This window comes from Caenispirillum salinarum AK4 (assembly GCF_000315795.1).
Classification (GTDB): Bacteria; Pseudomonadota; Alphaproteobacteria; order Rhodospirillales; family Rhodospirillaceae; genus Caenispirillum; species Caenispirillum salinarum.
This window is the reverse complement of sequence record NZ_ANHY01000015.1, coordinates 24,106-50,939: the sequence shown is the minus strand read 5'-3', so window position 1 is coordinate 50,939 and position 26,834 is coordinate 24,106. Positions and strand designations below refer to the sequence as shown.

The window sequence follows — 26,834 nt, the reverse complement described above, 5'->3', positions numbered from 1 at the left end:
TGTCATGAAGATAACAGCACTCAAGACATGGCTGGTCCCGCCCCGCTGGCTGTTCCTCAAGATCGAGACCGACGAAGGCGTGTCGGGCTGGGGCGAGCCGGTGGTGGAGGGCCGCGCCCACACCGTGCAGGCCGCCGTGGAGGAGTTTTCCGACACCCTGATCGGCCGCGACCCGCGCCGCATCGAGGACATCTGGCAGAGCCTTTATCGCGGCGGTTTCTATCGCGGCGGGCCGATCCTCATGTCCGCCATCGCGGGCATCGACCAGGCCCTGTGGGACATCAAGGGCAAGGCGCTGGGCGTGCCCGTGCATGAACTGCTGGGCGGAGCCGTGCGCGAGAAGATGCGCATGTACTGCTGGATCGGCGGCGACCGCCCCCACGACGTCGGCCGCCAGGCGAAGGAGGTCATCGCCAAGGGCTTCACCGCCTTCAAGATGAACGGCACGCCGGAACTGCAAATCGTCGACAGCCACGCCAAGGTCGACGACGCCGTCGCCCGCGTGGCCGAGGCGCGGGACGCGGTCGGGCCGGATGTTGGCATCGCCATCGATTTCCACGGCCGCGTCCACCGCCCCATGGCCAAGGCGCTCTTGCGCGAACTGGAGCCCTTCCACCCCCTGTTCGTGGAAGAACCCGTGCTGCCCGAGCACCTGCACGCCCTGCCCGCGCTGACCGCCGGCCTGGGCTATCCCATCGCCACCGGTGAACGCCTGCACAGCCGCTACGACTTCCGCCCCATCCTGGAAGACCGCTGCGTGGACATCGTCCAGCCCGACATCTCCCACTGCGGCGGACTGACGGAGGCGCGCAAGATCGCCACGCTGGCGGAAACCTTCGACGTGGCGCTCGCGCCGCACTGCCCGCTGGGGCCGTTGACACTGGCGGCCTCCCTGCACCTGGATTTCATCTCGCACAACGCGTTCATTCAGGAACAGAGCATGGGCATCCACTACAACCAGGGCAACGACGTGCTCGACTACCTGACGGACCCGAGCCCGCTGACCATCACCGACGGCTACACGCCCCTTCTGACCAAGCCGGGCCTGGGGGTGGAGATCAACGAGGACTTCGTCATCGAGCGTGCGGCAGAAGGCCACCGCTGGCGCAATCCGCTCTGGCGCCATGAAGACGGGAGCATCGCGGAATGGTAGACCCAGGCACGGGCGACAACACGCCCATCACCATCGACGAAAAGGCCAACCCCTACCGCGACTGCATCCAGGGGCTGGCGAACGAGCCCATCACCGTCGTCAGGTTGCTGGAGGATGCGCGGAAGGAGTTGCACCCCTCCAGCAAGCTGGCCGACCTGGGCGGCGGCGTGACGGTGAAGGAAGTCGTGCACCGGCTGGTGACCAACCGGCCGCGCGTCGCCATCATCGCCGGCTCGCCCGACCATCCGGCGCACCTGCTGGACCGGGCGCACACGCTGATGGCCGCCGCCGCCATCTGGCAGCGCGGCGGGGTGCCGTTCACGTTCTCCGTCCCCGTCATCTGCGACGGCACGGCCCAGAACAACATCGGCCAAAGCTATTCGCTGGCGTCCCGCAACGACACCGCGCGCGCCGTCAACATCAACTTCGAGGGCCACAGCTACCACGCGGCCTATGTGCTCGCCGGCTGCGACAAGAGCCCGAGCGCCATCCTCTCGGGCCTCGCGGCGGCTGAGGTCGCACGCCGGCATCGCGGCGATCAGGCGCCGGTGTGGGCGGTCTTCGCGCCGGAGCACGTGCTGAAGGGCGGCAAGATTCCCGACGGCACCCGCAAGGAGCTGGAGACCATCGCCGCCAAGGCCCGCGAGCACGGCCACCGCGAATTGGGCGAGGATATCGAGGGGAACCTTGAATACATCCTCCAGTGTTCCAGCGACGAAGCCTTCGCCGGGCAGCTCAAGCGTGCCAAGAACCTGGAGCTGATCGACCCCGACACCGAACGCCGCATCCTCAACGAACTGGCGGAACACACCTGCGACAGCCACGGCGGCATCTGCGCCTTCAACGGCACGGGCAACTCCTCGCGCACCATGCTGGCCGCCTTCGGCCTGACCCCACCGGAGCTGGAGCTTCTGACCGGCGTGCCCGCCGACGATGCCGTGGGCCAGGGCATGGATTGCCTGTTCGGCATCCTCAACAAGCCCGAATACAGCGTCTGCAATCTGGTGAAGGCCAACTTCGCCAACGTGGTGCGCATCCACAACGCCACCGGTTCGTCGTCCAACATGCTCCTGCACCTGCCCTGCATCATGCGCCACGCGGGCTTTGACGTGACCATCGACGACTACGCCGAGATTCGCGACAACACGCCGGTGCCGGAGGTCTTCGCCCATTCGCTGACGGAAAACCGCGATACCTTCGTGCTGGCCCAGCAGTTCATGGCCGGGCAGCACCGGGGGATGGAGAGCCTCTACCGCGTGCTGTCGGACCTTAAGGTGCCCATGGACCTGGACGCCGTCACCGTCTCCGGCACCTGGCGCGCGCGCACGGAAAACCTGGAGACGCCGGTGGACCCCGCCCTTGGCGACCGGGCCGTCATCCGCACCCTGCCGGTGCGCAAGATGTCGGGGGTGGAGGTGCTGCGCGGCAGCTTCTTCGATACCTGCGTGGTCAAGGTCTCGGGCATGTCCGACGACCAGTACGCCGGCTTCGACGACCACATTTTCGTGGTGCGCTACTACGAGAACGAACACGTCTGCAACGGCGACTTCGCCGCCCGCGACCTGCTCAACCGCCTGAGGGCGACGGAAGGCGTCGACGACGCCCTCATCCGGGCCGTCGTCAAGCGCAACGGCGGCGGCGAGGAACCGGACCTGGAGAACTTCCGGGGCCTTTTGGAAAAGCACCTGCTGTCGTTCGCCTTCATCATCGCCGGCCAGGGGCCGCAGGCCTACGGCATGCCGGAGATGTTCTCCCCCAGCCAGAACCTGCGCCACCACCGCGTGCTGGAGGCATCATCGATCCTCATGACCGACGGGCGGTACTCGGGCGTGACCAAGGGGGCCTGCATCGGCCACACCACGCCGGAAGCCTTCGAGGGCGGCGGCATCGGGTATCTGCGCAACGGCGACATCCTGCGCGTGAAGCTGACCGATCGCCGCATCGACCTGCTGGACCGCGCCGCCTTCCTGGAAAACCGGGAGGTGGTCATCGACCCGACGCAGGACGAGGGCCGCGCCGAACTGCACGCCGAGCGCATGAAGCGCATGGATCACCGCCGCCTGGACATCGCCGCCTGCAACCTGATGGAGCACGTCTCCGACGCCTCCCACGGGGTGGTGCCGGCGGCCGTGGACCGGCGGGCGACGGCGGCGTGGCGGTAACCATTCCAGGGGCAGCCGCCCCCGGAACCCCGGCTTGGGGAGCACAGCTCCCCAAACCCCTCAGTTTCTTGAAACTGGAGGGTGATAAGGATTCGACATGACCGATGCATTCGATACAGCCTTCGACGGCATGCCCCTGGTGGCGGTGCTGCGCCACATCACCACCGACGAAATCATTCCCGTCGCCGACGCCCTGGTGGACGCGGGCTTCCGCTTTCTGGAGGTGCCGCTGAACTCGCCGGACGCCTTCACCAGCATCGGGAAACTGGCGAAGCACTGCCCGCCCCACGTGCTGACGGGCGCCGGCACGGTGCTGGAGCCCTCCCAGGTGCGGCGGCTGGCCGACACGGGCGCCAAGCTCATGGTCACGCCCAACACCGACGCCGACGTCATCGACGCCGCCGTGTCCGCCGGGCTCTACCCGCTCATCGGCTGCCTGACGCCGACGGAGGCTTTGCAGGCCGTGCGGCGGGGCGCGCGGGGCCTGAAGATTTTCCCCGCCTCGCGCATGGGGCCGGACTACCTGAAGGACATCCGCGCCGTGCTGCCCCAGGGCACCCGGCTGCTGCCCGTCGGCGGCATTGGCCTGGAGACCATGGAGGCGTTCCACAGGACGGGTGCGGACGGCTTCGGCTACGGCACCAACCTCTACAAGCCCGGCAGGCCGGCCGCCGATGTGGGCGAAACCGCCCGGGCGCTGGTGACCGAGTTCCGCCGCCTGCGGGGCCGCTGACGTGGGCGCGCGGCAGGCCATCGTCGTCGACTGGGGCACCACGTCCTTCCGGGCGTGGCTGGTGGACCTGGACACGGCGGAGCGGCTGGGCGAAATCCCCTCCGGCCGGGGCATGAAGGATGTGGCGGCGGCGGAGTATCCCGCCTACTGCCACGCCATGCTGTCGCGCTGGCGGGAGCGCCCGGACCCGCCGCCCGTCTACATGGCCGGCATGGTGGGCGCGCCGACGGGATGGCTGTTCGCCCCGCAACCGCCCCTGCCCGTCTCCGCCGCCGACCTGGCCGCGCAGGTGGTCGCCGCGCCGGGCCTGCCCGACGCCTGGATCATTCCCGGCTGCCGCGTCGACACCGCCGACCCCGACCGTGTGGACGTCATGCGCGGCGAGGAGGTGCAGATTTTCGGCGCGCTGGCGCTGCTCGACCGCCGCGACGGCATCCTCTGCCTGCCCGGAACCCACAGCAAATGGGCGACGGTGGAGGACGGGCGCATCACCGACTTCCACACCTTCATGACCGGCGAGATGTACCGCGCCGCCCTCGACGCCACCATCCTCGGCCAGGGCGTCCCCGCCTCCGCGCCGTGGGACGAGGCGGCCTTCCTGAAGGGGCTGGAGGCGGCGCGCCAGCCGGGCGGGCTGCTCAACCGCCTGTTCACCGCGCGCGGCCGGCGCCTCTACCGCGACCTGGGGCCGGAGGCCGTGCCGTCGTACCTGTCCGGCCTTCTCATCGGCGAGGAGTTCCGTGCCGCCGCCGAGATGGCCCCGTCCGCCGACCCGGTCCCCCTGATCGGCGCGGAACCGCTGCGCCGCCCCTATGAGGCCGCGGCCCGCGCCTTCGGCCGCGCCAAGCAATGGGTTCCCGCCGCCGACGCCACCGTGCGCGGCTGCATCGACGTCATCCGCCAGCGACCCTGAGTCCCACCGGCGCCGCTGCGCCGGTGGGCCCGTTCCCGCGGTACGGAGCCTCACGCGCCTGACCGGCGCGGGGTCGCGGTCGCGACCCTATGCCGCAACGGCGGCCTCTCCGGCGGCGTTCGGCGGACAACGGTTTTACCAGTCCAAGGGGAAACGGCATGAGCGGTTCCGTGCTGACGCGGCTTACCCGGACGCGCCCCGCCCGCGCGGCGGCGGTGGTCATCACCTGCGGCGGACTTCTGACGGCCTGCGCCGGCGACGGCACCGGCCTCGGCATCAATCTGGTGCCCGAGGAACAGGTCCAGCAGATGGGCCAGCAGACCTGGGCGCAGATCCGCTCCGAGACCCCGGTCTCCAACAACCAGACCTACCAGCGCGCCGCCCAGCAGGTGTCCGCCCGCCTGCTGCAGGCCGGCGGCATGAACCCGCAAGCTTGGGAGGTGGTCGTTTTCCAGGGCGACGAGGCCAACGCCTTCGCCCTGCCCAGCGGCAAGATCGGCGTCTACGAGGGCATGTTCCGCATGGCCCGGAACGAGGCGCAACTGGCCGCCGTCATCGCGCACGAGATCGCCCACAACGAGGAAAACCACGCCGCCGAGCGCGTCAACACCCAGGCCGCCACGTCGGCCGGCGTCCAGATTGCCAGCGCTGCGGCGGGCGTCGCCGGCATCGATCCGCAGACGGCGGCCGCCCTGCTGGGGGCCGGCGCGCAATACGGCCTCACCATGCCCTATTCCCGCAACCAGGAACTGGAGGCCGACCGGCTGGGGCTCAACATGATGGCGCGGGCCGGCTACGACCCGCGCGCGGCGGTGGAACTGTGGCAGCGCATGGCGCAGCAGGGCGGCCAGCCGCCGACGTTCCTGTCCACCCACCCGGCCCCGCAGCAGCGCATCGACCAGCTTCAGCAGATGATGCCGCAGGCGCTGGACATCTACCGCGCCAACACCTGAGCGGGAGGCCGATATGGAGCAATCCTTCACCGAACCCTATGAGGGCAAGTACCGCCTCATCGTCCTGTTCGGCCCCGACGAGCACGACCCCCGCCTGACCCGCCAGATCGACCTGCTGATGGCCGAGGAACAGGCGCTTAGGGAGCGCGACGTCTACATCTTCATCGTCGGCGGTCCCGGCGCCGTGAAGGCCCTCGGCGACGGGGCATCCGGCGCGCGGCTGGACCCCGATTCCATGCGTGAGCGCTTCGATGTGCCGGCGGATGCCTTTCGTATCGTCATCATCGGCAAGGACGGCACCGTGAAGAAGACCAGCGACGATCCGCTGGCCGTCTCCGACATCAAGGCCCTGATCGACTCCATGCCCATGGGGGCCGAGGAAAAGCGGCAGCGGGACGGGGGCTGACGCGCGAAGGACCTGACGAAATGGTGGATGCTCGCCGCCGAAGCGCAGAATTGCCAGCACCGTTGGTGGACCCCTGCTTTCGCAGGAAAGACGGTTTCTAAATGTCTGAAGGTTAAGGAAAATTCCTGTCACCCCTGCGAAAGCAGGGATCCACATACGGTTTCTGCCGCCCTGCCGCACTCCTGGCAATAGCGCCCCGCTACCCCTCCGGATACTCGATCGCCAGCACCTCCAGCGTGTCTACCCCGCGCGGGGTGCGGACGTCGACCTCGTCGCCCACCTCCGCCTTCAACAAAGCGCGGGCGATGGGCGAGAGCCAGCTGATCTTGCCCTCGTTCATGTCGGCCTCGTCGACGCCGACGATCTTCACCCGCAGTTCCTCGTCGCGGCTGTTCACATAGGTGACGGTGGCGCCGAAGAAGACCTTGTGGCGGTTGGGTTGCTGCGAGGGGTCCACCACCAGCGCGTTGTCCAGGCGCTTGCGCAGGAAGCGCACCCGCTTGTCGATCTGGCGCAGCAGGCGCTTGCCTTCCTTGTAGTCGGCGTTCTCCGAGCGGTCGCCCAGGGACGCCGCCCATTCCACCACCTTCACCACCTCGGGCCGGCGGGTTTTCCACAGGTGGTCCAGTTCCCCTTTCAGGGCGGCGTGGCCCTCGGGCGTCATGTAGAACTTGCCGCCGGGCGGACGCGGGCCGGAGTCGGCGCTTTCGTCCTCGTCGTCGTCCGCATCCTCGGCGGCGGCGGGAAGGCGGTCGTCGGATGCCATGGCGGAAGGTGTCCTCTAGCGGCTGCAAAGCACCGGGTTAGCGGGCCGGACGCCCCTCTGTCAACGCAGCCGAGTCGCCCGCCTCAAGCGAATCTTAAGAATGATCTGCTATGACGTACGTCATAGGCTGGTTGCCTTTGCCCGGCCATTATGGGTAGCGCCCGGAAACCGGGAAAGGCAGTCCGTCCGCAGAACGAGGATCAGGGTCATGTCCCGCCGCGTCCCGAAGAACCTGGCCGCGCTTATCCGCCGCATCCGGTCCCTGCCCGGCGACCGGCAGGGCTCGGTCGCGATCATGGTGGGGTTGGCCTTTCCGGTGCTGGCGGGGATGGGTTTCCTGGCCGTGGACGTGGGCGCCTGGTACTGGGAGCGCCGCAACCTCCAGACCGCCGCCGACGCCGCCGCCCTGTCCGGGGCCTTCGCCCAATTCGACGGGCTGGACGCCGAGGCCGCCGCCACCGCCGACGCCGCGTCCAACGGCTTCGACTCGGTCAACGGCACGATCACCGTCGGAGCCCCGGCCTCGGGCACGGGCGCAGGCGATCCCGGCGCCGTCGAGGTGGTGCTGACCCAGCCCCTGCCCCTCTTCTACGCCCAGGTGATGGGCGAAACCGACGCCAGCGTCACCGTCTCGGCCCGCGCCACCATGGCCGAGGTGGGGGAATACTGCGTGCTGGGCCTGGACCGCAACAATCCGAACACGGTGGAGGTCACGGGCAACGGCAGCATGCTCATGACCTGCGGCGTCGCGGTCAACAGCATCAGCGGCAGCGCGCTGTATCTCGGCGGCTCGGCCACCATCGAAGCCACGACCGCCAGCGTCACGGGCGGGATCGAGATCAACGGCAGTCCCACCACCACATGGACGGACAGCCCGCCGCTGACCGGCCGGCAGCCGGTCAAGGACCCCTATGAACACCTTGACGCCCCGCCGCCGGGCGCCTGCGAGACCAACAACCTGAAGGTCGCGCCCTCGGACTCCGTCGTCCTGGATGCCGGGGCCGACGGCACCATGACCCTGTGCGGCGGTCTAGACGTCAAGGGCACGGTCGACTTCACCCCCGGCACCTACATCTTCGACGGCGGCGAGTTTTCCGCCAACTCGGGCGCGGTGATCACCGGCGACGACGTGACGCTGATCTTCACCGGGCAGGGCACCGACTACGCCACCGTCCACATCAACGGCGGAGCGGAGGTGGACCTGCGCGCGCCCACCTCGGGCACCTGGGAGGACATCGTTCTGTTCCAGGACCCCGACGCACCGTCGACCAAGAATGGCTCGACCATCTCCAACACCCTGAACGGCACCGGTTCGCTGAACCTGGAAGGCGTGGTCTACTTCCCGTCGCAGAAGGTGAACGTGGTCGGCACCGGCGACAGCACCAACGGCTGCATGAACCTGGCGGCCCTGCAGGTGTCGTTTTCGGGCAATTCGGCGGTGGTGAACACCTGCCCCACCCGCGACCTGAAAAAGATCTCGGCCTACAAGGTCACGCTGATCCAGTAACGGAGGACCCGATGACCGCCCGCCCCGCCCGTCTGACGTCCGCATTCGCAACCGTCGCCGCCCGCGTGCTCGGGCCGGCGCGGCGCATGCTGGCGGATACGGGCGGGGCCGGCGCGGTGGAGATGGCGCTGACCGCGCCGATGCTGCTGCTCATGCTGGTGACCTTCGTCGACCTGGGCATGGCCTACCAGCACCGCACCACACTGGAAAGCGCGGCGCGGGCCGGGGCGCAGCGGGCGATCATCGACTACATGGACACCGCCGCCATCACCGCCACCACCACCGGCGCCCTGCCCGACGCCACGGGCGCGGCGGTGGCCGTCGGCACCACGCTGGAATGCGGCGGCACCGTGGTGGCCGCGGGATCATGGTGCGCCGACGGCACCTTCCCGGCGACCTACGTGACCGTGTCCGTCACACAGCCGGTCCAGACCCCGCTCGGGTTCCTGGACCTCGCGACCCTGATCGATGCCGATGGAGTGGCCCGTGTGCGCGTCAACTGACCCGCCCCGGCGCGGCCGTTTCCTGGCGCGCCTGCATCCCCGCTGCATCCGGCGCGACCGCGACGGCGGCGCCGCTATCGAGTTCGCGCTGCTGCTGCCGCCGTTCTTCCTCATGCTCTATGCCCTGATCGAACTGGGCCGCGCCATGTGGAACTTCAACACGCTGCAACTGGTGGCCGACGAGGCCTCGCGCTGGGCCTCAGTCCGCCCCACCGCCACCGCCGAGCAGGTGCGCACCGCCGCCCTGCCCATGGGGGTCGGCCTCAAGGAAGCGGACCTTCTGGTCGCGGTCGCCCGCCAGGGACCGGATGCAGCGGGCGTGACCACCGTCAACGTGACGCTGACCTACACCTTCCGCCCGGTCGCCTTCCTGGGTGCGGGCGGCATGGAATGGCAGATGGCCGCGCGCGGCACCATGCCGGTCATCGAGAACAATTGAGGGTACGGAGAGCTTTCCGGCTGCGCCGGAAGTGAATGCGAGGGAGCCACGGGCTCCCTCGCGCTCCCTCGATTCCTGGTCATCAAACCCGGCCGATGCGTGAACCAGATTAATGATGGCGCGCCTTCGCGCGCTTTCTTGGTGTCTTGGTGTCTTGGTGTTTAGAAATCTCACCCCATGAACTGCCCGCCGTTGATCTCCAGCACCTGCCCGGTGATGTAGCCGCTGAGCGCGTCCGAGGCGAGGAACAGGTAGGCCGGCGCGCAGTCCTCGGGCGTCCCCAGGCGGCCGAGCGGGATGGCCTTGGCGGTCGCCGCCAGTTTCTCGGCGCTTGAATACCGCTGGTGGAAATCGGTGTCGATGGTGCCCGGCGAGACCGCGTTGACCCGGATGCCGCGCGGCGCCAGTTCCTTCGCGAGGCTGCGGGTATGCGTCGCCACGAACGCCTTTGCGGCGGAATAGAGCGACGATCCGGGGCTGCCGCCGGTGCGGGCGGAGATGGAGACCGTGTTGACGATCGCGCCGCCGTCGCCGGTCGCCAGCAGGTCCTCCAGCGCCGAACACAGCAGCACCACCGACCGGGCGTTCAGGTCCACCACACGGTGATAGTGGCCGGCATCCACCTCCTTCGAGGGCACGCGACCCAGCATGGTGCCGGCGTTGTTGACCAGCACCGTCAGTCCGCCGGGAAAGGCCTCGCGCGTGGCAGCGGCGAGGGTCTCGACACCTGTTTCCTCCGCCAAGTCGGCGGTGACGGTGGTCAGGCGGCCGGCCTGGCTGAGCGGCAGGGTCTCGCGCCACTCCGCCGCATGGGCATCGGTGCGGCCCACATGCGCCAGCACCTCTGCCCCCGTCGCCAGGAACATGCGCGCCACCGCAGCCCCGATGCCCCGTCCGGCACCGGTGACCAGGACGTTGGCGCCGGAAAACAGGTCGTCGCGGAAGGGCATGGCGGGCGTCATGGCGCGGGCTCCCGAGGTGGAGAAGGAACAGAGCCCATCACCATGACAGCCGGGCGGCGGCGCCTCAACCGGCCCGTTCGGGCTCCGCCGCAAGGGTCGGCAGGGCCAGCGTCACCAATACGCAGACCGCCAGCATCGCCGCGCTCGCCCACAGCGTCGCCGTCAGTCCGGCAAGCTGGTAGAGGACGCCCGAGGCCAGCGTGCCCCCCAGCCGGCCGACGGCGTTCGCCATGTAGTAGAAGCCGACGTTCAGGGCGACCTTGTCGGCGTCCGAATAGGCCACGATCAGGTAGCTGTGGACCGACGAATTGACCGCGAACACCGCCCCGAACACCAGCAGCCCGCCGATGAGCACCGCCGCGCTGTCGGTCCCCGTCAGGCCCAGCGCGCCCGGCGTCATGGCAGCCGCGATGGCGGCGGGGATCAGCGCCAGCACCACCGCCCAGACCCGTGCGGCGCGCGCACCCGTGGCGGCGTTGGTGGTCGACCGCAGAAGCTTCGGCACGCTCGCCTGCACGATGCCGTAGCCGATCACCCAGACAGCCATGAAGGCGCCGACCGCGTCGAAATCCCACTCCAACTGCGAATAGAGGAAGATCGGCACGCCGACCACGAACCACACGTCGCGGCTGGCGAACAGGAAGATGCGGGCGATGGACAGAAGGTTGATCTCGCGCGTCTTGGAGAACAGCTCGCGGCCCCTGATGGGGCTTTTGGCCTTGCCCATGTCCGCCTTCAGCCGCAGCAGGCTGGCGGCCAGCACCAGCGCCAGCATCCCGGCCATCACCCAGAGCGCCGGCGCAAACCCCAGCACCTCCAGCAGCAGGCCGCCCAGGAAGAACCCCAGCCCCTTCAGCGCGTTCTTGGACCCCGTCAGCAGGGCCACCCAGCGGAACAGCAGACCCTGCCCGCCGCCGCCGGCCGCATCCTCCTTCACCACCAGCTTGACGGCGGATTTGGAGGACATCTTGGTCAGGTCCTTCGCCACGCCCGACAGCGCCTGCGCCGTCATCACGTAGGCGACGGACAGCGCCATGGTCCACGCCGGGTCCATGGCGGACAGCATGAGCAGCGCCCCGATCTGAACCGCGAGCCCGGCGAACAGCGTCAGCCGCAGGCCGAAGCGGGCGCCGATCCAACCGCCGAAGAAGTTGGTGAGGATGCCCATGCCCTCGTACAGCAGGAACAGGAACGCCAGTTCCACCGGCGAGAACCCCAGCCGATGGAAGTGCAGCAGCACCAGCATCCGCAGGGCGCCGTCGGTCAGCGTGAAGGCCCAATAGGCGGCCGTGACGGCGGCGTAGTCGCGCACGTTCGCCATGGGGTTACAGCCGTCCGGCCATCATGGCGGCCAGTTCCACCATGCGGTTCACATAGCCCCATTCATTGTCGTACCAGGCGTAGACCTTAACCTGCCGCTTGTTGACCACCATGGTCGACGGCCCGTCGATGATGGTGGAGCGCGGATCGTCGGTGAAGTCGGTGGAGACCAGCGGCCGGCTCTCGAACCCCAGGATGTCCTTCAACGGCCCTGCTTCGGCGGCGGCCTGGAACAGGGCGTTGACCTCGTCGGCGGTGGTGTCGCGGGCGACCTCGAACACGCAGTCCGTCAGGCTGGCATTGAGCAGCGGCACCCGCACCGCATGGCCGTTCAGCTTGCCCTTCAGCTCCGGGTAGATGAGCGCGATGGCCGTCGCCGAGCCCGTGGTGGTGGGGATCAGCGCGTTGAGCGCAGACCGCGCCCGCCGCAGGTCCTTGTGCGGCGCGTCCACGATGACCTGGGTGTTGGTGACGTCGTGAATGGTGGTGATGGAACCGTGGACGATACCGATGTTCTCGTGGATCACCTTGACCACCGGCGCCAGGCAGTTGGTGGTGCACGACGCCGCCGTCACCAGGTGGTGGCGGTCGGAATCGTAGAGGTCGTGGTTGACCCCCATGACCACGTTCAGCGCGCGCTCGTCCTTCACCGGGGCGGCGACGATCACCTTGCGGATGCCCCGGTCGAAATAGGGCTGGAGGCTTTCGGGCGTGCGGAAGGCGCCGGAGCATTCCAGCACCATGTCCACGTCGTCGCCGGTCCAGGGGATGTCCGCCGGGCTGGCGGCGTCCGAGAACGCCCAGCGCCGCCCCTCCACCGTCAGGCCGTCAGCATCCCAGCCGATGGCGCGGGGCCAGCGGCGGTGCACCGTGTCGAACTCCAGCAGGTGGGCGGCCGTCTCCGGCCCGCCCTTGATCTCGTTGACGGCGACGATCTCCAGGTCCGTCTCCAGCGCGTCCACCAGGACCCGCGCCGCCAAGCGCCCCATGCGGCCGAAGCCGTTGATACCGATGTGTATGGTCACGATACCTCTTCCCTTGCCGTGGCGGCCGTTCGCCGCTTGTACCAGCCCTTGGTGGCGTTGGTGATGCGCACCGCCGTCAGCATGATTGGCACCTCCACCAGCACGCCGACGACCGTCGCCAGCGCCGCCCCGCTCTCGAAGCCGAACAGGCCGATGGCCGTCGCCACCGCCAGTTCGAAGAAGTTGGACGCCGCGATCAGCGACGACGGCGCCGCCACGCAGTGGGCCTCGCCGCTCCACCAGTTCAGCAGGTAGGAGAGGCCCCAGATGAAGAACACCTGGATGATGATGGGCACCGCCAGCAGCGCGATGATGAGCGGCTGGTCGATGATCTGCTCTCCCTGGAAGCCGAACAGCAGCACCAGCGTCAGCAGCAGCGCGCCGATGGAGACCGGCCCCAGGCGATCCAGCGTACGTTTCAGCGCCGCCTCGCCGCCGCGCGCAAGGATGGCCCGGCGCCAGAGGTTGGCGGCGATCACCGGTACCACGACGAACAGCACGACCGAGATCAGCAGCGTCTCCCACGGCACGACGATGCTCGACAGCCCCAGCAGCAGGGCCACGATGGGCGCGAAGGCGAACACCATGATGGTGTCGTTCAAGGCGATCTGGCTGAGGGTGAAGTGCGGCTCGCCGTTGGTCAGGTGGCTCCAGACGAACACCATGGCGGTGCAGGGCGCGGCGCCCAGGATGATGAGCCCGGCGATGTAGCTGTCGATCTGCGCTTCCGGCAGCCACGGGCGGAACAGCCAGCCGATGAACAGCCAGCCCAGAAGCGCCATGCTGAAGGGCTTCACCGCCCAGTTGGCGAAGACCGTGATGCCGACGCCGCGCCAGTGCTCCCGCACCCGCGTCAGGGCGCGGAAGTCCACCTTCAGCAGCATGGGCACGATCATGGCCCAGATGAGCACGGCGACGGGCAGGTTGACCTGCGCCACCTCCAGCCGGCCGAGCGCCTGGAAGGGTGCAGGCAACAGCGTGCCCAGGCCGACGCCGGCCACGATGCACAGCGCGACCCAGACCGACAGATAGCGTTCGAAGAAACCCATGCGTTCCGTCTCTCAGGCCGCGCCGGCGCTGGCGTCCATGCCGCCGATGTCGTCCAGGCGCTTTTGCAGGGTCAGCTTGTCCAGCGAGCGCAGCGGCAGGGCGCAAAAGACGCTGATGCGGTTGGTCAGCATGCGGAAGGTGTCGGCAAAGGCCAGCGCCCGCTGGCGCGCGTCGCCCTCGAAGGCCACCGGGTCGGGCACGCCCCAATGCGCCGTCAGGGGCTGGCCGGGCCACGCCGGGCAGACTTCCCCGGCCGCGTCGTCGCAGACGGTGAAGACGAAGTCCATCCGCGGCGCGCCGTCCTTGGCGAACTCGTCCCAGCTCTTGGACCGCAGGTGGCCGGTGGGATAGTTGTTGCGGACCAGCAGGTTCATGGCCTCCGGCGCGATCTCTCCGCGCGGGGTGCTGCCGGCGGAGAAGGCCCGGAAGCGGCCCTGCCCCTCGCGCTGGAGAATGCATTCGGCCATGATGCTGCGGGCCGAGTTGCCGGTGCACAGGAACAAGACATTGTAGACCTTGTCGGGCGCGAGGCTCATGGGGCTCCCCTCCTTCTCGGGGCGGTCGAGACATAGTTCCGGCCGGTGACCGCAGCAGGTTTCCATCAGGAAGGCCGCCAGGGCCTCTCCGGCCAGCGCGCTGGCGGTGTAGACCATGGTCCGCCCGTCGCGCCGGCTCTCCACCAGCCCCGCCTGACGCAGGTCGCGCAAGTGAAAGGACAGGGTCGGCTTGGGCATGCCCAAGGCTGCGGCCAGGTCGCCGTGCGTCATGCCGGCCGCGCCCGCTTCCAGAAGGCGGCGCCAGGCCGACAGGCGGGCCTCGCTGGACAGGGCGGACAACAGGGTTGCGGCGTCGCGGGTGGTCATCGTCATGCGGATGACTGTTCCAGAATTCCAAACCAGTTTCAAATGACAGTTCCGCGACTGCTTCAGGACCACCATGAAGAAGGGCCCGCCGGCGCGGTGCCGGCGGGCCCTGATGTAGCGGCCTCCGCAGTTGGTCGGCTGGACGTTACTCGGTGGGTTCGGGCTCCTCGTATTCGGGCATTTCGGCGATCTGGTCGCTGGTCATGGGGGCGACGACGGTTTCGCCGTCCACCCGCAGGTCCTGGGGCATCATGGCGTACTGCTTGCGGCCGAGGCCCAGGAAGCCGCCCCGTTCAATGATCACCAGCGTCTGGCCGTCAGGGCCGGCGACGACGGTGGAGATCTCGCCCAGTTCCTCGCCGGTGTCGGACATGAGCGGCATGCCCACGTACTGGGCCCAGTCCACCTGCTCGGCGGGGCCGCCCGAACCGGTGGTGTCCCCGGCGGTGGCGGTGGCGGGCGCGTCTTCGGCGGCGGGCTCACCTTCCGCCATGCCCGCCTCGGCCGGCTGTTCGTCCCCGGCCATCCCGGTATCCTCGGCAGCCTGCGCCTCGTCGGCGGGGGCCGCCTCGTCCTCGGTCATGTCCGTCTCGGCCGCCTGCTCGTCCTGCCCCTCGGCCATGCCGGCATCATCTGCGGCCTGTTCGGGCATCTGCTCGGTCTGCTCGGCCGCAGCTTCGGTTCCGGTGGCCTCGGTCTTGGGCACCTCGTCGGCGGCCAGGGCGGGCATTCCGATGCCAAGCGCCAGAATAGCGACGGCACTCGTCAACATCCTCGGCATGGGTCGGTCCTCCTGAGTGTCTGCGGAAAGCGGACTTGCCCCGCTCCAGAATTCACCGAATCAACGGCGCCGCGGTCCCCCCGTTCCCCAAGCCGAGGCGGACACGAATATTTCACAGCACCGCGCCGGTCTTTTCGCAGGCTCTCAAGCCATTTGGGGGTGCAGACACGAAAACGGCCGCCGGAAAATCCGGCGGCCGTTCCGCGACGGGCAGGAAATGTCGTCTACAGGCGGTCGCCCAGGTCGATCTCGCCCGGCTTGGCGTGCCCCTCGGCGACGGCGATGGCCGCGGCCTTGAGGGTGTAAAGCTCCAGTGCCCGGTCGCTGTCGGGCTTGGTGACGCGGCGCTCAAGGCGGCCGATGCGGGTCAGAAGGGCGGAATAATCGCGCGTATTCATGAGAAGTGCCTCCGTCTTCGTCAAATCCCGGGGCGCCGAGCCTTGGCCGGCCTCTTGCGCCCTCTTTTGCCTGACCAACGGCCGAGCCGAATTGGCTGTTGCATGACCGTTTACGGCCAAGGACAGAAGCCGGACCATCACCAGGGGTCGGGCGGACGAAAAAAACCCGGACGCTCCACGACGGAAGCGCCCGGGCTCAGGTACAGGGAGGGAGCCCCTGGGGGGGGATGACAGGGGCTGGAGGAAGCGTCCGAGCAGGGAAGCAACAGGACCCTTCACCGCACCTACGCGGCGCAAGGACGGCCCGTTCTCGCGGCCGTTCAATTTTTCGTGGCATTTCGACGCCACCACAACAGTGGCTTTATTCCTTGGGCCTGAGCGGGAAGGTGCTCTTGGCGCCGTCCTTGTCGTAGGCTTCCTCGCGCCGTCGTTTCTTCTCAAGCGCGCGGCGCCCCTCTGGCGTGCGTCTGCTCAGGGGCCGGATGACGCGGCGCTCCAGTTCATTGACCAGGATCAGCACGACCAGCCCCATCAGGGTGGTCATGCCGGCCACCACGAAGTGACCGGAGCCCGCCGCCACGCCGATGGCGCCCGCCAACCAGATGGAGGCGCCGGTGGTCATGCCCTCGACGCTGCCGCTCTGCTGGATGATCGTGCCGGCGCCCAGGAACGCCACGCCGGTCACCACGGCTTCCACCACGCGCACGGGGTCGGGTCGGCCGCCCTCGTCCACCGCGTCCAGGAACAACTCGCGCGCCAGCACGGCGAAGGTCGCCGAGGCCAGCGCCACCAGAATGTGGGTGCGCAGGCCCGCCGGCTTGTGCAGCCATTCGCGGTTCAGCCCCAAAAGGCCGCCGAAGACGATGGCGATGCCCAGGCGCGCGGCGATCTCGCCCAGGGTCAGATGGGTCTGGAGCTTGTCGTAGATTGCTTCCATCAACTGGTGACGTCCAAGGATGTCCGGGTAGAGCCCGAACGCGCCTTTTCCGCCGCTGGTTGCCGCCGCGCAACGGCAGTCTCGGCAGCAACGTTGCGCCGGAAAGCCCCATCCCGCTCCCATCCAAGCGAGAGGCCTTCCGTCATGGCAGAAACGCCGCTTCCCAAGCAGCAGCAGGACCAACCGGGCACCCGCGACAAGATGACGCCCAAGCCGCGCGCCGAAATGGCCGGCTACAAGGGCGCCGGCAAGCTCGACGGCATGCGCGCGCTGGTCACCGGCGGCGACAGCGGCATCGGTCGCGCCACGGCCATCGGATTCGCCAAGGAAGGCGCCGACGTCTTCATCGCCTACAAGGAGGAGCACGCCGACGCCGAGGAAACCGCCCGGCTGGTGCGCGAGACGGGCCGCGCCTGCCACCTGAAGGCCGGCGACATCGGCGCGGAAGCCTTCTGCCACGAGTTGGTGAACGAGGCCATCGCGGCGCTGGGGGGCCTGGACATCCTGGTCAACAACGCCGGCGAGCAGCACTCGGTGGGCAGCTTCGACGAAATCACGCGCGAGCAGGTGGAGCGCACGTTCCACACCAACGTCATCAGCATGTTCGACATCATCAAAGCCGCCCTGCCCGCCCTGCGCGAGAGCGCCAAGGCGGGGCGGCGGCCGTCGATCATCAATTCCACCTCCATCACCGCCTACCGCGGCTCCGGCCACCTGATCGACTACGCGGCGACCAAGGGCGCCATCACCGCCCTGACGCGGTCGCTGGCCAAAAACGTCGCCGACGACGGCATCCGGGTGAACGGCGTGGCGCCGGGGCCTGTGTGGACGCCGCTGATCCCCGCCAGCTTCGACCCCGACCACCTGCAGCACTTCGGCGAGAAGACCGCCATGGGCCGGCCCGGCGAGCCCGACGAGGTGGCGCCCAGCTACATCTTCCTGGCCTCCGGCGATGCCGCCTTCATGACCGGGCAGGTGCTGCATCCCAACGGCGGCGAGGTGGTCAACACCTGAGCCGGGGCACCGATCCGCAACCAGACGGGCCTGCGTAGCGTGATTCACGCAAGCGGTCGACACGCCGCACCGGCACAACCGGACGGAGAAGTTCCATGGTTGCCAACACCCCGAAGTCCGACGGCAAGACCCGTCGCATGCTGTTCAAGATCTGGGTCGGACTGGCCATCGTCGGCGGCCTGTTCATCATGATCGGCGGCCCCATCGCCGAGCGCCACGTGGGTCACGACATCATCGCCCTGGCCGATATCGCGACGGCGGCCTTCCTGGTGATCACCGGCCTGGGCTGGCTGGTCTACATGGTCATGACCAAGCGCCGCACCGGCACCAACACCGGGGAGCGCAACGGCACCAACCACCACGCGCCATCGCGCTGACCCCCGTCCGCGCGCCAGACGTCACGGCCGGGCCGCTACGCCCGGCCGTTTTTCTGCCGCGCTCATCGCTTGTGCCTGAGGAGCCACGCCACATCCGCCGCGAACGACCACGCCAGAAAGGCCAGCACCCCCGCCACGGCGGGCACGGAGACCGCCGCCGGGATCGCCGGCGCGATGACCGCCGACAGCGTGCCGACCATCAGCGCGCAGGCGAAGCGGCGGCGGTTGCTGGGCGGCAGGTCGGCCTTGAGCAACGGCCAGAGGGCAGCCGCGGCGATGAAGGCATAGCGCAGCATGCCGGCCGCCAGCACCCAGGCTCCGGCCATGTCCAGGCGCCACACCAGCGCCGCCAGGACCAGGGTGACGAAGGCGTCGAGTTCCATGTCGAAGCGGGCGCCGAACGCGCTGTCGACGCCCGCCCGCCGGGCGATCCAGCCGTCCACGCCGTCCAGGATGAAGGCGCCGAACGCCAGCACCGCCAGGAACCACTCCAGCCGCGCGTCCGCCAGTTCCCCCGGCGTCAGGGCCAGGGCCGCCGACAGCACCGCGGTCGCGGACAGGCGCACCAGCGTCACCGCATTGGCGGGGCCGAAGCGGTCGCCGGGCAGGTGGTCAGGCAGCACGGCCAGAATCAGCGGCACCGCTGCCAGATAGACCGCCACACCGGTGACCGGAAAGCGCACCGGCAGGTCCAGCGCCGCCGTCGGCATGGCCAGCAGCACCGCCAGCAGGACGAACCCTGCCGCCAGGTGCCACAGGACGTCGCGGACGGTGGCGCTCATGGTTGCGGTGCTCCGAACGCCGGTGTCGGCGCGTAGAAACTCGACATGCTCCCGATCCCTCCTCTACCCTGATGGACCCGATGCCCACCGACCCGAGCCACAGCACCGCCTTCTGGACCGTCGCCCCCGGCCGCGGCGAACTGCGGCGCGAGCCCCTGGCCGCGCCCCGCCCGGACGAGGCGCTGGTGACGGCCCTGTATTCGGGCGTCAGCCGCGGGACGGAAAGCCTGGTGTTCCACGGCCGGGTGCCGGAAAGCCAGTGGCAGTCCATGCGCGCGCCGCTTCAGGTGGGCGACTTTCACTGTCCCGTCAAATATGGATACGCTTCGGTCGGACGTGTGGACCAAGGCCCGCCCGATCTGGCGGGCCGGAGCGTCTTCTGCCTGCATCCGCACCAGGACCGCTATGTCGCCCCCGCCGCCATGCTGGTGCCCCTGCCCGACGGGCTGCCGCCAGCGCGCGCGGTACTGGGCGCCAACATGGAAACCGCCGTCAACGGCCTGTGGGACGCCGGCCCGCGGGTGGGCGACCGCATCGTCGTGCTGGGCGCGGGCGTGGTCGGGGCGCTGACGGCATGGCTCGGCGCCCGCATCCCGGGCACCCGCGTCACGCTCTGCGACATAGACCCGGCCCGCGCCGGCCTGGCGGCGGCGCTCGGCCTGGACTTCGCCGCACCGGCCGAGGCGCCCGCCGACGCCGACCTGGTGGTGGAGGCCTCCGGCGCGCCCGAGGCCCTGGCGACGGCGCTGGGGCTGACGGGATACGAGGCGACGGTGCTCTGCCTGTCGTGGTACGGCGATGCCGTCGTGCCCCTGCCGCTGGGCGAGGCCTTCCACAGCCGCCGCCTGCGCCTGGTCAGCAGCCAGGTGGGCGGCGTCTCGCCGGCGCGCCGCGCCCGCCGCACCCACGCCCAGCGCATGGCGACGGCGCTGGAGTTGCTGACCGATCCGGCCCTGGAGGCGTTGATCACGGGCGAGAGCCGGTTTTCCGAGATGCCGGACGTCATGCCGCGCCTCACCGCGCCCGGGTCGGGCGTGCTCTGCCACCGCATCGTCTACGACTGACCGCACAACCACAGGAGACCGCGACGCCGATGTACAGCGTCACCGTTCGCGACCATTTCATGATCGCCCACAGCTTCACCGGCGAGACCTTCGGCCCCGCGCAGGCCCTGCACGGCGCCACCTACACGGTGGACCTGGAATTCCGCCGCCCGCGCCTGGACCCGGACGGGGTGGTGGTCGACATCGGCGCCGCGCACGCGCTGCTGAAGGACGTCCTGTCGGAGCTGAACTTCCGCAACCTCGACGACGAGCCCGCCTTTGCGGGGCAGAACACCACCACCGAATTCCTGGCGGGTGCGGTGTTCGAGCGCATCGCCCGCCACGTCCACGACGGCGCCCTGGGCGCCAATGCGGAAGGGCTGACGGGCATGAAGGTCACGCTGCACGAAAGCCACGTCGCCTGGGCCGCCTTCGAAGGTCCGCTGAACGGCGCGGCCTCGGGCGCGGAGGCCCGATGACCCTGCATTTCGTCCTGCCCGGCAACATCGACCGCCAGACCGGCGGCACCATCTATGACCGGCGCGTGGTCGAGGGCCTGCGGGCGCGCGGCATGGCGGTGGAGGTGCACGAGCTTCCCGACCGCTTCCCGACGCCCGACGCCGCCGATTTGAAGGCCGCCGACGATCTTCTGGCGTCGCTGCCCGACGGCGCGCTGGTGGTTGTCGACGGCCTGGCCTTCGGCGCCATGCCCGAGGCAGCCACCGCCCACGCCGGCCGGCTGCGGCTGGTGGCCCTGGTGCACCACCCTCTGGCGCTGGAGACCGGCCTTTCGGCCGCCGCCGCCGCCCGCCTGCGCACCAGCGAGACGGTGGCGCTGAAGGCCGCCCGCCACGTCATCGTCACCAGCCCCGCCACGCGCGACAGTCTGGTGCGCGATTTTGGTGTGCCGGCCGACGCCTGTACCGTCGTCGTCCCCGGCACCGACCGCGCCGAGGCGGCGCCCGGCTGCGGCGAGGGAACGGAGGGGCCGGCCTTGCTGAGCGTCGGCTCGCTGATCCCGCGCAAGGGCCACGACGTGCTCATCGAGGCCCTGGCCCCGCTCGCCGGCCGACCCTGGCACCTGACCATCGCCGGCCCCGGCGAGCATGATCCTGCCACGGCCCAGGCCCTGCGCGACCTGATCGCCGCGCGCGGTCTGGACGACCGGGTGACGCTGACGGGCGCCCTGCCGCCCGAGCGTCTGGACCGGGCCTACGCCGCGGCCAACGTCTTCGTGCTGGCCTCCCACTACGAGGGCTTCGGCATGGTGCTGACCGAGGCGCTGGCCCGCGGGCTGCCCATCGTCTCCACCACCGGCGGCGCCATTCCCGACACCGTGCCCGAAGGCGCCGGGCTGCTGGTGCCGCCGGCCGATGCCGTGGCGCTGGGACAGGCTCTCGCCCGCGTCATGGATGACGCCGCCCTGCGCCGGCGCCTCCGCGAGAGCGCGCTGGCCGCCCGCGACGCCCTGCCCGACTGGACCGCCACCGCCGACCGCTTCGCCGCCGCCCTGGAGGTTTCCCCATGACCGCTCCCGCCGCCGCCGACACGCCCGCGCCGTCGTCCGCGCCCGAGCCTCCGTCGGGAGGCTTTTCCACCGACTGGCTGTCCCTGCGCGAGCCCCTGGACCTGGAGGCCCGCCCGGTGGCGCTGGTCCACCGCCTGGCCTCGCGCCTGCCGACGGGCCGCCCGCTGACCATCGTCGACCTGGGCTGCGGCACCGGCTCGAACCTGCGCGCGCTGGCCCCGGCGCTGGATGCGCGCCAGACCTGGCACGTCATCGACAACGACCCGGTCCTGCTGTCCGACCTGGCCCACCGCACCCGCCCCTGGGCCGAGGGCCGCGGCCTGGTCCAACGCTGGGAGAACGCCGACGAGACGGTGCTGAGCCTGGATGGCGAGGAGGACCACTTTCGCTACCGCATCGTGCTGGAGGTCCAGGACCTGGCCGAGACGGTGTCCTCCCTGGACATCTCCGGCCGCGATCTGGTGACCAGCGCCGCACTCATGGACCTGGTCTCGCGCGAGTGGGTGAAGACCTTGGTGGACCGTATCGTGGCGGCCGGGGCGCTGGCCTACTTCGCCCTGACCTACAACGGCGAGATGCGGTGGACGCCCGTCGATCCCATGGACGATGAGATCCTGTCCCTGTTCAATCGCCACCAGCACGGCGACAAGGGTTTCGGCCCGGCACTGGGCCCCGACGCGCCGCAGGTGATGGCGGACCTGTTCACCGCCGCCGGCTACCGCGTGACCACCGAGCCCAGCGACTGGGACGCCGCACCCGACGCCCGGGGCTTCCAGCGCACCATGGCACGGGGCATCGCCGCCGCCGCGGCCGAGCTGGCGCCGCCGGAAAAGCAGCCGCGCGTAAGCCAGTGGCTCGACCGCCGCCTGCAGGCCATCGAGGACGGCCACAGCCGCCTGCGCGTCGGCCACGTCGACCTTCTGGCGCATCCCTGAGGCGGACCGGCTTCAACCATGGACAAAGGCCGGAAACGCGCTCTGGGTGCCCTGCGCCTGACCGCCACCGTGGCGGTGCTGGGGACCGTCGCCTACTTCCTCGATACCCGGGCCATCATCGACAAGCTGGCGGGCGTACGGCCCGAGTGGCTGGTGGCCGCCCTGGCCGCCGCGCTGCCGCACTACGTGTTCTCCGCCCTGCGCTGGCGCTACATGACGCGCCAGTTCGGCGGCGACCTGAGCCTGAACCGCGCCGTGCCGGAATACTTCCTGGCGGTGCTGCTCAACCAGACCCTGCCGGGCGGCGTGCCCGGCGACCTGGTCCGCGCCTGGCGCGACAAGGGCCGCGCCAGTGGGAACGGGAACGGAAACGGGAACGGGAACAGCAACGGCAACGACAACGGGGCGGCGAACGGCAACGGCAGGAACAGCGGCCTCGGCCGCCATACCGAGGGGCTGGGCGCCGCCGCGCGCGGGGTGCTGTTCGAGCGCGCCTCGGGCCAGATCACGCTGGTCCTGGTGGCGATCGTCGGCGTGCTGACGCTGCCGGGCACCATCCGCGACACCCTGCCGCTCTGGGCGTTCGCGCTGGTGCCGCTGGGCCTGGCGGTGGTGGTCGCGGCGTCCATGCTGGTGCTGCGCCGGCTGGATGCGGGTGCCCGCACGGGCGACAAGCCGGGGCGCGTCCTTCAGTTTCTGCGCGACGGGCGGTGGGTGCTGTTCGGGCCGCGCCACTTCCTCATGCATGTGCTGTATTCGCTGCCGGTGGTGGCGAGTTTCCTCGGCACCTTCTACCTGGCCGGCAAGGCCATCGGCATCACCCTGGACCCGGTGCTGGCGGTCTCGGCCGTGCCCATCGTGCTGTTGTCCATGACCGTGCCCATCACCGTGGGCGGCTGGGGCGTGCGCGAGGGCGCAGCCGCCGCCCTGTGGGCCGTGGTCGGGCTGCCGGCATCCGAGGGCGTGGCGATCAGCGTGCTTTACGGCGTGGTGATCCTGCTGTCGGCATCGCCGGGCGCGCTGGTCCTGCTCCGGCGCTGATGCCGCGCCGCATCCCTGTGGGCGGGGCTGAGCACGCAGTCGAACAGCATGTCCCGCCCCATGGGCAGCCAGCGGCCGGCGGGGCGCAGGGCATCATCGACGTGCTCGATGGGCGGCAGGGTGACGGCGGGGATGCCGGAGCCCAGCAGCAGCGGCGCCACGCAGACCTGCAGCCGGTCCAGCACGCCGGCCGCCAGGAAAGCGGAAACCAGCCGGCCGCCGCCTTCGACGAACACCCGCGCCAGCCCGCGTTCCCGCAGGGCCGCCACCACCGCCGCCGGCCGGGCGTGCCCCTCCTCGTCCGCCGCCACCGTCACCGCGTCGATCCCGGGGGGCGCGGCCGGGCCTTCGGGCGTGCGCACCAGAAGCGTCGGCGCGGCATGGTCGGTGAAGACGCCGAGGCCCTCGTACAGCGGTCCGCGGCCGGCGATGATGACACGGGTCGGCGAGGTGCCTGCGACCCGCCGCGTCGTCAGCCGGGGATCGTCCGCACGCGCTGTGCCGGCGCCCACCACCACAGCATCGGCCAGTGCCCGCAGGCGGTGCATGTGGTCGATGTTCGGCGCATCGTTGATGGTGTGCGAATGCCCGCCTGAACACGCGATGCGGCCGTCCAGGCTCTGCCCCAGGTGGCCGAGCACGAAGGCCGGCGCCGCCGCCAGCGGCAGGTAGAGGTCCAGGAATGCCGCCACCTCGGGCGCCGGCGCACGGTTGGCCGCCCAGCCGCCGCCCGGGTGGACGGTGACGTGCTCGGTGGTGTGGCTGGCCTCCGGGTCGGCATGCACCGCCAGGATGAGCCGCCAGGCGGCGTCGATGTCGAGCGTCATGGTGGCCCGTCCCCTCCGTCAGGCTTCTTCCTCCCCGTCAAACGTTCGCGCGGCGGCGGCCGTTTCGGGTTTCATGCCTGGATACGCGGGCAGGCCGCGAACGGATGATGCCGCCGCGGCGGACACACAACCCCGTTCCACCCGGCGCTTGCCTGCGCTACGCTCGCGCCCCATGGAGACAGAAGCCGCAAACGCCGCCGCCCATGCCGCCCATGTGGACGTCACGGGCATCGCCCTTACCGCCCTGGCCGCCATGGCCTGCGGGCTGCTGATGCATCTGCTCAGGCAGCCGGCGATCGTCGGCTACATCATCGCCGGCGTCCTGCTCGGCCCCTCGGCGCTGGGGCTGGTGGACGACCGCGAGTCCGTCGCCCTGCTGGCCGAGTTGGGCGTGCTGATGCTGCTGTTCATCATCGGGCTCGAGCTTTCGGTCAAGAAATTCATGACCGTGTGGAAACAGGCGCTGGTCACCACCCTGTTGCAGGTGGGCGGCAGCGTCGCCGTGATGCTGCTGATGTACCGCTTCGCCGGGTGGGACCTGGGCATGTCGGTGCTGCTGGGGTTCGCCGTGGCCCTGTCGTCCACCGCCGTCGTCATCAAGCTGCTGGAGCAGTCCGGGGAGTCCGAGACCCCCGCCGGCCGGCTGACCATCGGCATCCTCATCGCCCAGGACATGGCCGTGGTGCCCATGCTGCTGGCGCTGTCCATGCTGCATGCGCCGGAGCAGGTCAGCTATCTGGACGGAGCGCGAATCGCCGCCGCCGTGCTGATCCTGGCCGGGCTGATCTGGCTGCTCTTGCGCCGCGAGGTGAAACTGCCCTTCGCCCGCACCATCGCCGCCCACGGCGACCTGGCACCGCTGGCGGCCTTCGGCCTGTGCTTCGGCGGGGCCGCGGCCTCGGGCCTGCTCGGCCTGTCGGCGGGCTACGGCGCCTTCCTGGCCGGGCTGGTGCTGGGCAACAGTTCCATCGGCAGCCGCATGATCCACGCCGCCCACCCCATCCAGAGCCTGCTGCTGATGGTGTTCTTCCTCTCGGTCGGGCTGCTGCTGGACCTGGATTACGTCTGGGAAAACCTGGGCGCGGTGCTGGCGGTGCTGCTGTGGGTGACGCTGTTCAAGACGGCGCTCAACCTGGGCGCCCTGCGCCTGCTGCGCACGCCCTGGCCGGAAGCCTTCCTGGCCGGCGTGGCGCTGGCGCAGATCGGCGAATTCTCGTTCCTGCTCTCCAGCCAGGGTGCGGCGCTGGGCCTCCTGGACCAGCAGGAGGCGCAGTTCGTGGTCGCCGTCACCGTGCTCAGCCTGATGTTCAGCCCGCTGTGGCTCGCCACCCTGCGGCGCCTGGGCGGCGGCCTTGCCCGGCGGCGCCGCATGAAGACCCTGGGGGCCGTGCTGGACACCGTCTACGGCCCCGAGGCGCGCAAGGTGGGCTGGGTCTCGCATGCGGCCGTCAGCCGCCTGCGCGGACGCCCCGCCCCGCCGCCGCCTCCCGAACCGGTCGAGCCGCCGCCCGAACCGGCCGTCGACCGGCCCGAGGAGCCCATGCCCGCCATGGAGGCCGACCCCGCCGAGGAACCCCTTGCGCCGGCGCCGGCGGAGGCGTATGACACCGCCCCCGACCAACCGCCGCTCGAGCAGGAACCCGCCGCCGTGGCCGACACGGACACCACCGCCGCGACCGACGACAAGGACCGCCCGCGCAATGCCTGACTTCCAGTTGGAGTGGGCCGAGACGGGCGTGGTCTGCGGCATCGACGAGGCGGGGCGCGGCCCGCTGGCCGGGCCGGTGGTCGCCGCCGCCGTCATCCTGGACCGCGCGTGCGTGCCCGACACCCTGGTCGACGGCCTCAACGACAGCAAGAAGCTGACCGCAAGCAAGCGGGAAGAGTTGCTGACCGTGCTGGAAACCTGCGGCGCCGCCGTCATCGGCATCGGCCAGGCGGACGTGGCGGAAATCGACACCCACAACATCCTGCGCGCCACCCATATGGCCATGGACCGCGCCTGCGGTGCACTCGGACGCGCGGTGGACGTTGCCCTGGTGGACGGCAACCAGCCGCCCGCCCTGTCGCTGGACTGCGCCGTGCGGACCGTGGTCGGCGGCGACGGGCTCAGCCTGTCCATCGCCGCGGCCTCCATCGTCGCCAAGGTGACGCGCGACCGCATCATGGCGGCGCTGGCGGTGGACCATCCCCACTACGGGTGGGAGCGCAACGCCGGCTACGGCACCGCCGAGCACCGCACCGCCATGCTCGAACACGGGGTCTGCGTGCACCACCGCCGGTCGTTCGCGCCGGTGCGCGATCTGTGTGCGTGACACTTTTACAAAGCCTGTGGCCGATGGGACACAGGCGCTAGATCATGGAGTCGCGCCCCCAGGCGACTCACAAGATCATGTGGCAGGACTCTTGCCGAGTC

29 protein-coding genes are annotated in these 26,834 nt (G+C 70.0%); 18 read left to right on the top strand and 11 right to left on the bottom strand.

Annotated elements, in window-relative coordinates; translation table 11 throughout:
• Positions 1-4: 4 nt before the first annotated feature.
• The 6 genes from dgoD (at position 5) to C882_RS14840 (ending at position 6,320) form a co-directional block, all read left to right on the top strand.
• Positions 5-1,153, top strand: a complete 1,149-nt coding sequence (gene dgoD / locus C882_RS14865; protein ID WP_009541457.1) for a galactonate dehydratase — start codon at positions 5-7, stop codon at positions 1,151-1,153.
• Complete coding sequence (locus C882_RS14860) at positions 1,147-3,315, top strand: dihydroxy-acid dehydratase domain-containing protein (RefSeq protein WP_009541456.1); 2,169 nt, start codon at positions 1,147-1,149, stop codon at positions 3,313-3,315. Before dgoD ends, C882_RS14860 begins: the two co-directional genes overlap by 7 nt.
• A gap of 97 nt (positions 3,316-3,412) precedes the next feature.
• Positions 3,413-4,048 carry a 2-dehydro-3-deoxy-6-phosphogalactonate aldolase gene (locus C882_RS14855; RefSeq protein ID WP_009541455.1) on the top strand — a complete coding sequence of 212 codons (636 nt, stop codon included), beginning with the start codon at positions 3,413-3,415 and terminating at the stop codon, positions 4,046-4,048.
• A gap of 1 nt (position 4,049) precedes the next feature.
• Positions 4,050-4,961 (top strand): 2-dehydro-3-deoxygalactonokinase, encoded by a 912-nt coding sequence (locus C882_RS14850; protein ID WP_009541454.1) that lies wholly within the window; start codon positions 4,050-4,052, stop codon positions 4,959-4,961.
• A 158-nt stretch (positions 4,962-5,119) separates the two neighbouring features.
• Positions 5,120-5,914, top strand: coding sequence for a M48 family metallopeptidase (locus C882_RS14845; protein WP_009541453.1), 795 nt, complete (start codon positions 5,120-5,122; stop codon positions 5,912-5,914).
• Positions 5,915-5,927: 13 nt separating this feature from the next.
• Complete coding sequence (locus C882_RS14840; protein WP_009541452.1) at positions 5,928-6,320, top strand: DUF4174 domain-containing protein; 393 nt, start codon at positions 5,928-5,930, stop codon at positions 6,318-6,320.
• Between the two features lie 199 nt (positions 6,321-6,519).
• On the opposite strand, the gene greB is transcribed toward C882_RS14840, so the two are convergent.
• Positions 6,520-7,086, bottom strand: coding sequence for a transcription elongation factor GreB (greB, locus tag C882_RS14835; RefSeq protein ID WP_009541451.1), 567 nt, complete (start codon positions 7,084-7,086; stop codon positions 6,520-6,522).
• 208 nt (positions 7,087-7,294) lie between these two features.
• Between greB and C882_RS14830 the strand changes: the two genes are divergently transcribed.
• From C882_RS14830 to C882_RS14820, 3 genes are read left to right on the top strand one after another with little or no spacing between them, the layout of a single operon-like run.
• Complete coding sequence (locus tag C882_RS14830; protein WP_009541450.1) at positions 7,295-8,593, top strand: Tad domain-containing protein; 1,299 nt, start codon at positions 7,295-7,297, stop codon at positions 8,591-8,593.
• 11 nt (positions 8,594-8,604) lie between these two features.
• Positions 8,605-9,096: a TadE/TadG family type IV pilus assembly protein gene (locus C882_RS14825; protein ID WP_009541449.1), complete on the top strand. Its 492-nt coding sequence runs from the start codon at positions 8,605-8,607 to the stop codon at positions 9,094-9,096.
• Positions 9,080-9,535, top strand: coding sequence for a TadE/TadG family type IV pilus assembly protein (locus C882_RS14820; RefSeq protein WP_009541448.1), 456 nt, complete (start codon positions 9,080-9,082; stop codon positions 9,533-9,535). Before C882_RS14825 ends, C882_RS14820 begins: the two co-directional genes overlap by 17 nt.
• 170 nt (positions 9,536-9,705) lie before the next feature.
• On the opposite strand, the gene C882_RS14815 is transcribed toward C882_RS14820, so the two are convergent.
• The 8 genes from C882_RS14815 to C882_RS14785 all read right to left on the bottom strand — a co-directional run bounded on the left by C882_RS14815 (position 9,706) and on the right by C882_RS14785 (position 16,871).
• Positions 9,706-10,497: an SDR family NAD(P)-dependent oxidoreductase gene (locus tag C882_RS14815; RefSeq protein WP_009541447.1), complete on the bottom strand. Its 792-nt coding sequence runs from the start codon at positions 10,495-10,497 to the stop codon at positions 9,706-9,708.
• A 64-nt stretch (positions 10,498-10,561) separates the two neighbouring features.
• Positions 10,562-11,818 (bottom strand): organoarsenical effux MFS transporter ArsJ, encoded by a 1,257-nt coding sequence (arsJ, locus tag C882_RS14810; protein ID WP_009541446.1) that lies wholly within the window; start codon positions 11,816-11,818, stop codon positions 10,562-10,564.
• 4 nt (positions 11,819-11,822) lie between these two features.
• On the bottom strand, positions 11,823-12,842 hold the full coding sequence (locus tag C882_RS14805) for an ArsJ-associated glyceraldehyde-3-phosphate dehydrogenase (RefSeq protein WP_009541445.1): 1,020 nt from the start codon (positions 12,840-12,842) through the stop codon (positions 11,823-11,825).
• Positions 12,839-13,891 (bottom strand): ACR3 family arsenite efflux transporter, encoded by a 1,053-nt coding sequence (gene arsB / locus C882_RS14800; protein ID WP_009541444.1) that lies wholly within the window; start codon positions 13,889-13,891, stop codon positions 12,839-12,841. The genes C882_RS14805 and arsB overlap by 4 nt, the downstream gene beginning before the upstream one ends.
• 12 nt (positions 13,892-13,903) lie before the next feature.
• Positions 13,904-14,761, bottom strand: coding sequence for a metalloregulator ArsR/SmtB family transcription factor (locus C882_RS14795; RefSeq protein ID WP_236262695.1), 858 nt, complete (start codon positions 14,759-14,761; stop codon positions 13,904-13,906).
• 139 nt (positions 14,762-14,900) lie between these two features.
• The gene (locus tag C882_RS14790) at positions 14,901-15,536 is read right to left on the bottom strand and encodes a hypothetical protein (protein WP_152415354.1); all 636 of its coding nucleotides are present in this window, start codon (positions 15,534-15,536) and stop codon (positions 14,901-14,903) included.
• Positions 15,537-15,760: 224 nt separating this feature from the next.
• Entirely contained in the window at positions 15,761-15,934 is a 174-nt protein-coding gene (locus C882_RS25045) for a hypothetical protein (RefSeq protein WP_009541441.1), read from the bottom strand.
• Between the two features lie 361 nt (positions 15,935-16,295).
• Positions 16,296-16,871, bottom strand: coding sequence for an MgtC/SapB family protein (locus C882_RS14785; protein WP_009541440.1), 576 nt, complete (start codon positions 16,869-16,871; stop codon positions 16,296-16,298).
• Positions 16,872-17,015: 144 nt separating this feature from the next.
• Between C882_RS14785 and C882_RS14780 the strand changes: the two genes are divergently transcribed.
• Together C882_RS14780 and C882_RS14775 are read left to right on the top strand one after the other, a co-directional pair.
• The gene (locus C882_RS14780) at positions 17,016-17,885 is read left to right on the top strand and encodes an SDR family oxidoreductase (protein WP_009541439.1); all 870 of its coding nucleotides are present in this window, start codon (positions 17,016-17,018) and stop codon (positions 17,883-17,885) included.
• A 95-nt stretch (positions 17,886-17,980) separates the two neighbouring features.
• Positions 17,981-18,262: a hypothetical protein gene (locus C882_RS14775; protein WP_009541438.1), complete on the top strand. Its 282-nt coding sequence runs from the start codon at positions 17,981-17,983 to the stop codon at positions 18,260-18,262.
• 62 nt (positions 18,263-18,324) lie between these two features.
• Here the strand turns inward: C882_RS14775 and C882_RS14770 are convergent, their stop codons facing one another.
• Positions 18,325-19,044 carry a CDP-alcohol phosphatidyltransferase family protein gene (locus C882_RS14770; RefSeq protein ID WP_009541437.1) on the bottom strand — a complete coding sequence of 240 codons (720 nt, stop codon included), beginning with the start codon at positions 19,042-19,044 and terminating at the stop codon, positions 18,325-18,327.
• Positions 19,045-19,124: 80 nt separating this feature from the next.
• Between C882_RS14770 and C882_RS14765 the strand changes: the two genes are divergently transcribed.
• From C882_RS14765 to C882_RS14745, 5 genes are read left to right on the top strand one after another with little or no spacing between them, the layout of a single operon-like run.
• On the top strand, positions 19,125-20,108 hold the full coding sequence (locus C882_RS14765) for a zinc-dependent alcohol dehydrogenase (protein WP_043645833.1): 984 nt from the start codon (positions 19,125-19,127) through the stop codon (positions 20,106-20,108).
• A 29-nt stretch (positions 20,109-20,137) separates the two neighbouring features.
• The gene (locus tag C882_RS14760) at positions 20,138-20,566 is read left to right on the top strand and encodes a 6-pyruvoyl trahydropterin synthase family protein (RefSeq protein ID WP_009541435.1); all 429 of its coding nucleotides are present in this window, start codon (positions 20,138-20,140) and stop codon (positions 20,564-20,566) included.
• Positions 20,563-21,615: a glycosyltransferase family 4 protein gene (locus C882_RS14755; protein ID WP_009541434.1), complete on the top strand. Its 1,053-nt coding sequence runs from the start codon at positions 20,563-20,565 to the stop codon at positions 21,613-21,615. The genes C882_RS14760 and C882_RS14755 overlap by 4 nt, the downstream gene beginning before the upstream one ends.
• Complete coding sequence (locus tag C882_RS14750) at positions 21,612-22,550, top strand: class I SAM-dependent methyltransferase (RefSeq protein WP_009541433.1); 939 nt, start codon at positions 21,612-21,614, stop codon at positions 22,548-22,550. The genes C882_RS14755 and C882_RS14750 overlap by 4 nt, the downstream gene beginning before the upstream one ends.
• An 18-nt stretch (positions 22,551-22,568) precedes the next feature.
• Positions 22,569-23,591, top strand: coding sequence for a lysylphosphatidylglycerol synthase transmembrane domain-containing protein (locus C882_RS14745; protein WP_009541432.1), 1,023 nt, complete (start codon positions 22,569-22,571; stop codon positions 23,589-23,591).
• Here C882_RS14745 and C882_RS14740 read toward each other — a convergent pair.
• Positions 23,531-24,418: a RibD family protein gene (locus C882_RS14740; RefSeq protein ID WP_083875920.1), complete on the bottom strand. Its 888-nt coding sequence runs from the start codon at positions 24,416-24,418 to the stop codon at positions 23,531-23,533. The two genes, C882_RS14745 and C882_RS14740, sit on opposite strands and share 61 nt — an antisense overlap.
• 172 nt (positions 24,419-24,590) lie before the next feature.
• Between C882_RS14740 and C882_RS14735 the strand changes: the two genes are divergently transcribed.
• On the top strand, positions 24,591-26,126 hold the full coding sequence (locus C882_RS14735) for a cation:proton antiporter (protein WP_009541430.1): 1,536 nt from the start codon (positions 24,591-24,593) through the stop codon (positions 26,124-26,126).
• Positions 26,119-26,733: a ribonuclease HII gene (locus C882_RS14730; protein ID WP_009541429.1), complete on the top strand. Its 615-nt coding sequence runs from the start codon at positions 26,119-26,121 to the stop codon at positions 26,731-26,733. The genes C882_RS14735 and C882_RS14730 overlap by 8 nt, the downstream gene beginning before the upstream one ends.
• The last annotated feature ends 101 nt before the right edge of the window (positions 26,734-26,834 follow it).

Excerpts from the sequence above, each read along its gene's own strand:
- dgoD (WP_009541457.1), top strand. The coding sequence starts at position 5 with ATGAAGATAACAGCACTCAAGACATGGCTGGTCCCGCCCCGCTGGCTG.
- C882_RS14860 (WP_009541456.1), top strand. The coding sequence starts at position 1,147 with ATGGTAGACCCAGGCACGGGCGACAACACGCCCATCACCATCGACGAA.
- C882_RS14855 (WP_009541455.1), top strand. The coding sequence starts at position 3,413 with ATGACCGATGCATTCGATACAGCCTTCGACGGCATGCCCCTGGTGGCG.
- C882_RS14845 (WP_009541453.1), top strand. The coding sequence starts at position 5,120 with ATGAGCGGTTCCGTGCTGACGCGGCTTACCCGGACGCGCCCCGCCCGC.
- C882_RS14840 (WP_009541452.1), top strand. The coding sequence starts at position 5,928 with ATGGAGCAATCCTTCACCGAACCCTATGAGGGCAAGTACCGCCTCATC.
- greB (WP_009541451.1), bottom strand. The coding sequence starts at position 7,086 with ATGGCATCCGACGACCGCCTTCCCGCCGCCGCCGAGGATGCGGACGAC.
- C882_RS14830 (WP_009541450.1), top strand. The coding sequence starts at position 7,295 with ATGTCCCGCCGCGTCCCGAAGAACCTGGCCGCGCTTATCCGCCGCATC.
- C882_RS14825 (WP_009541449.1), top strand. The coding sequence starts at position 8,605 with ATGACCGCCCGCCCCGCCCGTCTGACGTCCGCATTCGCAACCGTCGCC.
- C882_RS14815 (WP_009541447.1), bottom strand. The coding sequence starts at position 10,497 with ATGACGCCCGCCATGCCCTTCCGCGACGACCTGTTTTCCGGCGCCAAC.
- arsJ (WP_009541446.1), bottom strand. The coding sequence starts at position 11,818 with ATGGCGAACGTGCGCGACTACGCCGCCGTCACGGCCGCCTATTGGGCC.
- arsB (WP_009541444.1), bottom strand. The coding sequence starts at position 13,891 with ATGGGTTTCTTCGAACGCTATCTGTCGGTCTGGGTCGCGCTGTGCATC.
- C882_RS14795 (WP_236262695.1), bottom strand. The coding sequence starts at position 14,761 with ATGACGATGACCACCCGCGACGCCGCAACCCTGTTGTCCGCCCTGTCC.
- C882_RS14790 (WP_152415354.1), bottom strand. The coding sequence starts at position 15,536 with ATGCCGAGGATGTTGACGAGTGCCGTCGCTATTCTGGCGCTTGGCATC.
- C882_RS25045 (WP_009541441.1), bottom strand. The coding sequence starts at position 15,934 with ATGAATACGCGCGATTATTCCGCCCTTCTGACCCGCATCGGCCGCCTT.
- C882_RS14785 (WP_009541440.1), bottom strand. The coding sequence starts at position 16,871 with ATGGAAGCAATCTACGACAAGCTCCAGACCCATCTGACCCTGGGCGAG.
- C882_RS14780 (WP_009541439.1), top strand. The coding sequence starts at position 17,016 with ATGGCAGAAACGCCGCTTCCCAAGCAGCAGCAGGACCAACCGGGCACC.
- C882_RS14775 (WP_009541438.1), top strand. The coding sequence starts at position 17,981 with ATGGTTGCCAACACCCCGAAGTCCGACGGCAAGACCCGTCGCATGCTG.
- C882_RS14770 (WP_009541437.1), bottom strand. The coding sequence starts at position 19,044 with ATGAGCGCCACCGTCCGCGACGTCCTGTGGCACCTGGCGGCAGGGTTC.
- C882_RS14765 (WP_043645833.1), top strand. The coding sequence starts at position 19,125 with ATGCCCACCGACCCGAGCCACAGCACCGCCTTCTGGACCGTCGCCCCC.
- C882_RS14760 (WP_009541435.1), top strand. The coding sequence starts at position 20,138 with ATGTACAGCGTCACCGTTCGCGACCATTTCATGATCGCCCACAGCTTC.
- C882_RS14755 (WP_009541434.1), top strand. The coding sequence starts at position 20,563 with ATGACCCTGCATTTCGTCCTGCCCGGCAACATCGACCGCCAGACCGGC.
- C882_RS14750 (WP_009541433.1), top strand. The coding sequence starts at position 21,612 with ATGACCGCTCCCGCCGCCGCCGACACGCCCGCGCCGTCGTCCGCGCCC.
- C882_RS14745 (WP_009541432.1), top strand. The coding sequence starts at position 22,569 with ATGGACAAAGGCCGGAAACGCGCTCTGGGTGCCCTGCGCCTGACCGCC.
- C882_RS14740 (WP_083875920.1), bottom strand. The coding sequence starts at position 24,418 with ATGACGCTCGACATCGACGCCGCCTGGCGGCTCATCCTGGCGGTGCAT.
- C882_RS14735 (WP_009541430.1), top strand. The coding sequence starts at position 24,591 with ATGGAGACAGAAGCCGCAAACGCCGCCGCCCATGCCGCCCATGTGGAC.
- C882_RS14730 (WP_009541429.1), top strand. The coding sequence starts at position 26,119 with ATGCCTGACTTCCAGTTGGAGTGGGCCGAGACGGGCGTGGTCTGCGGC.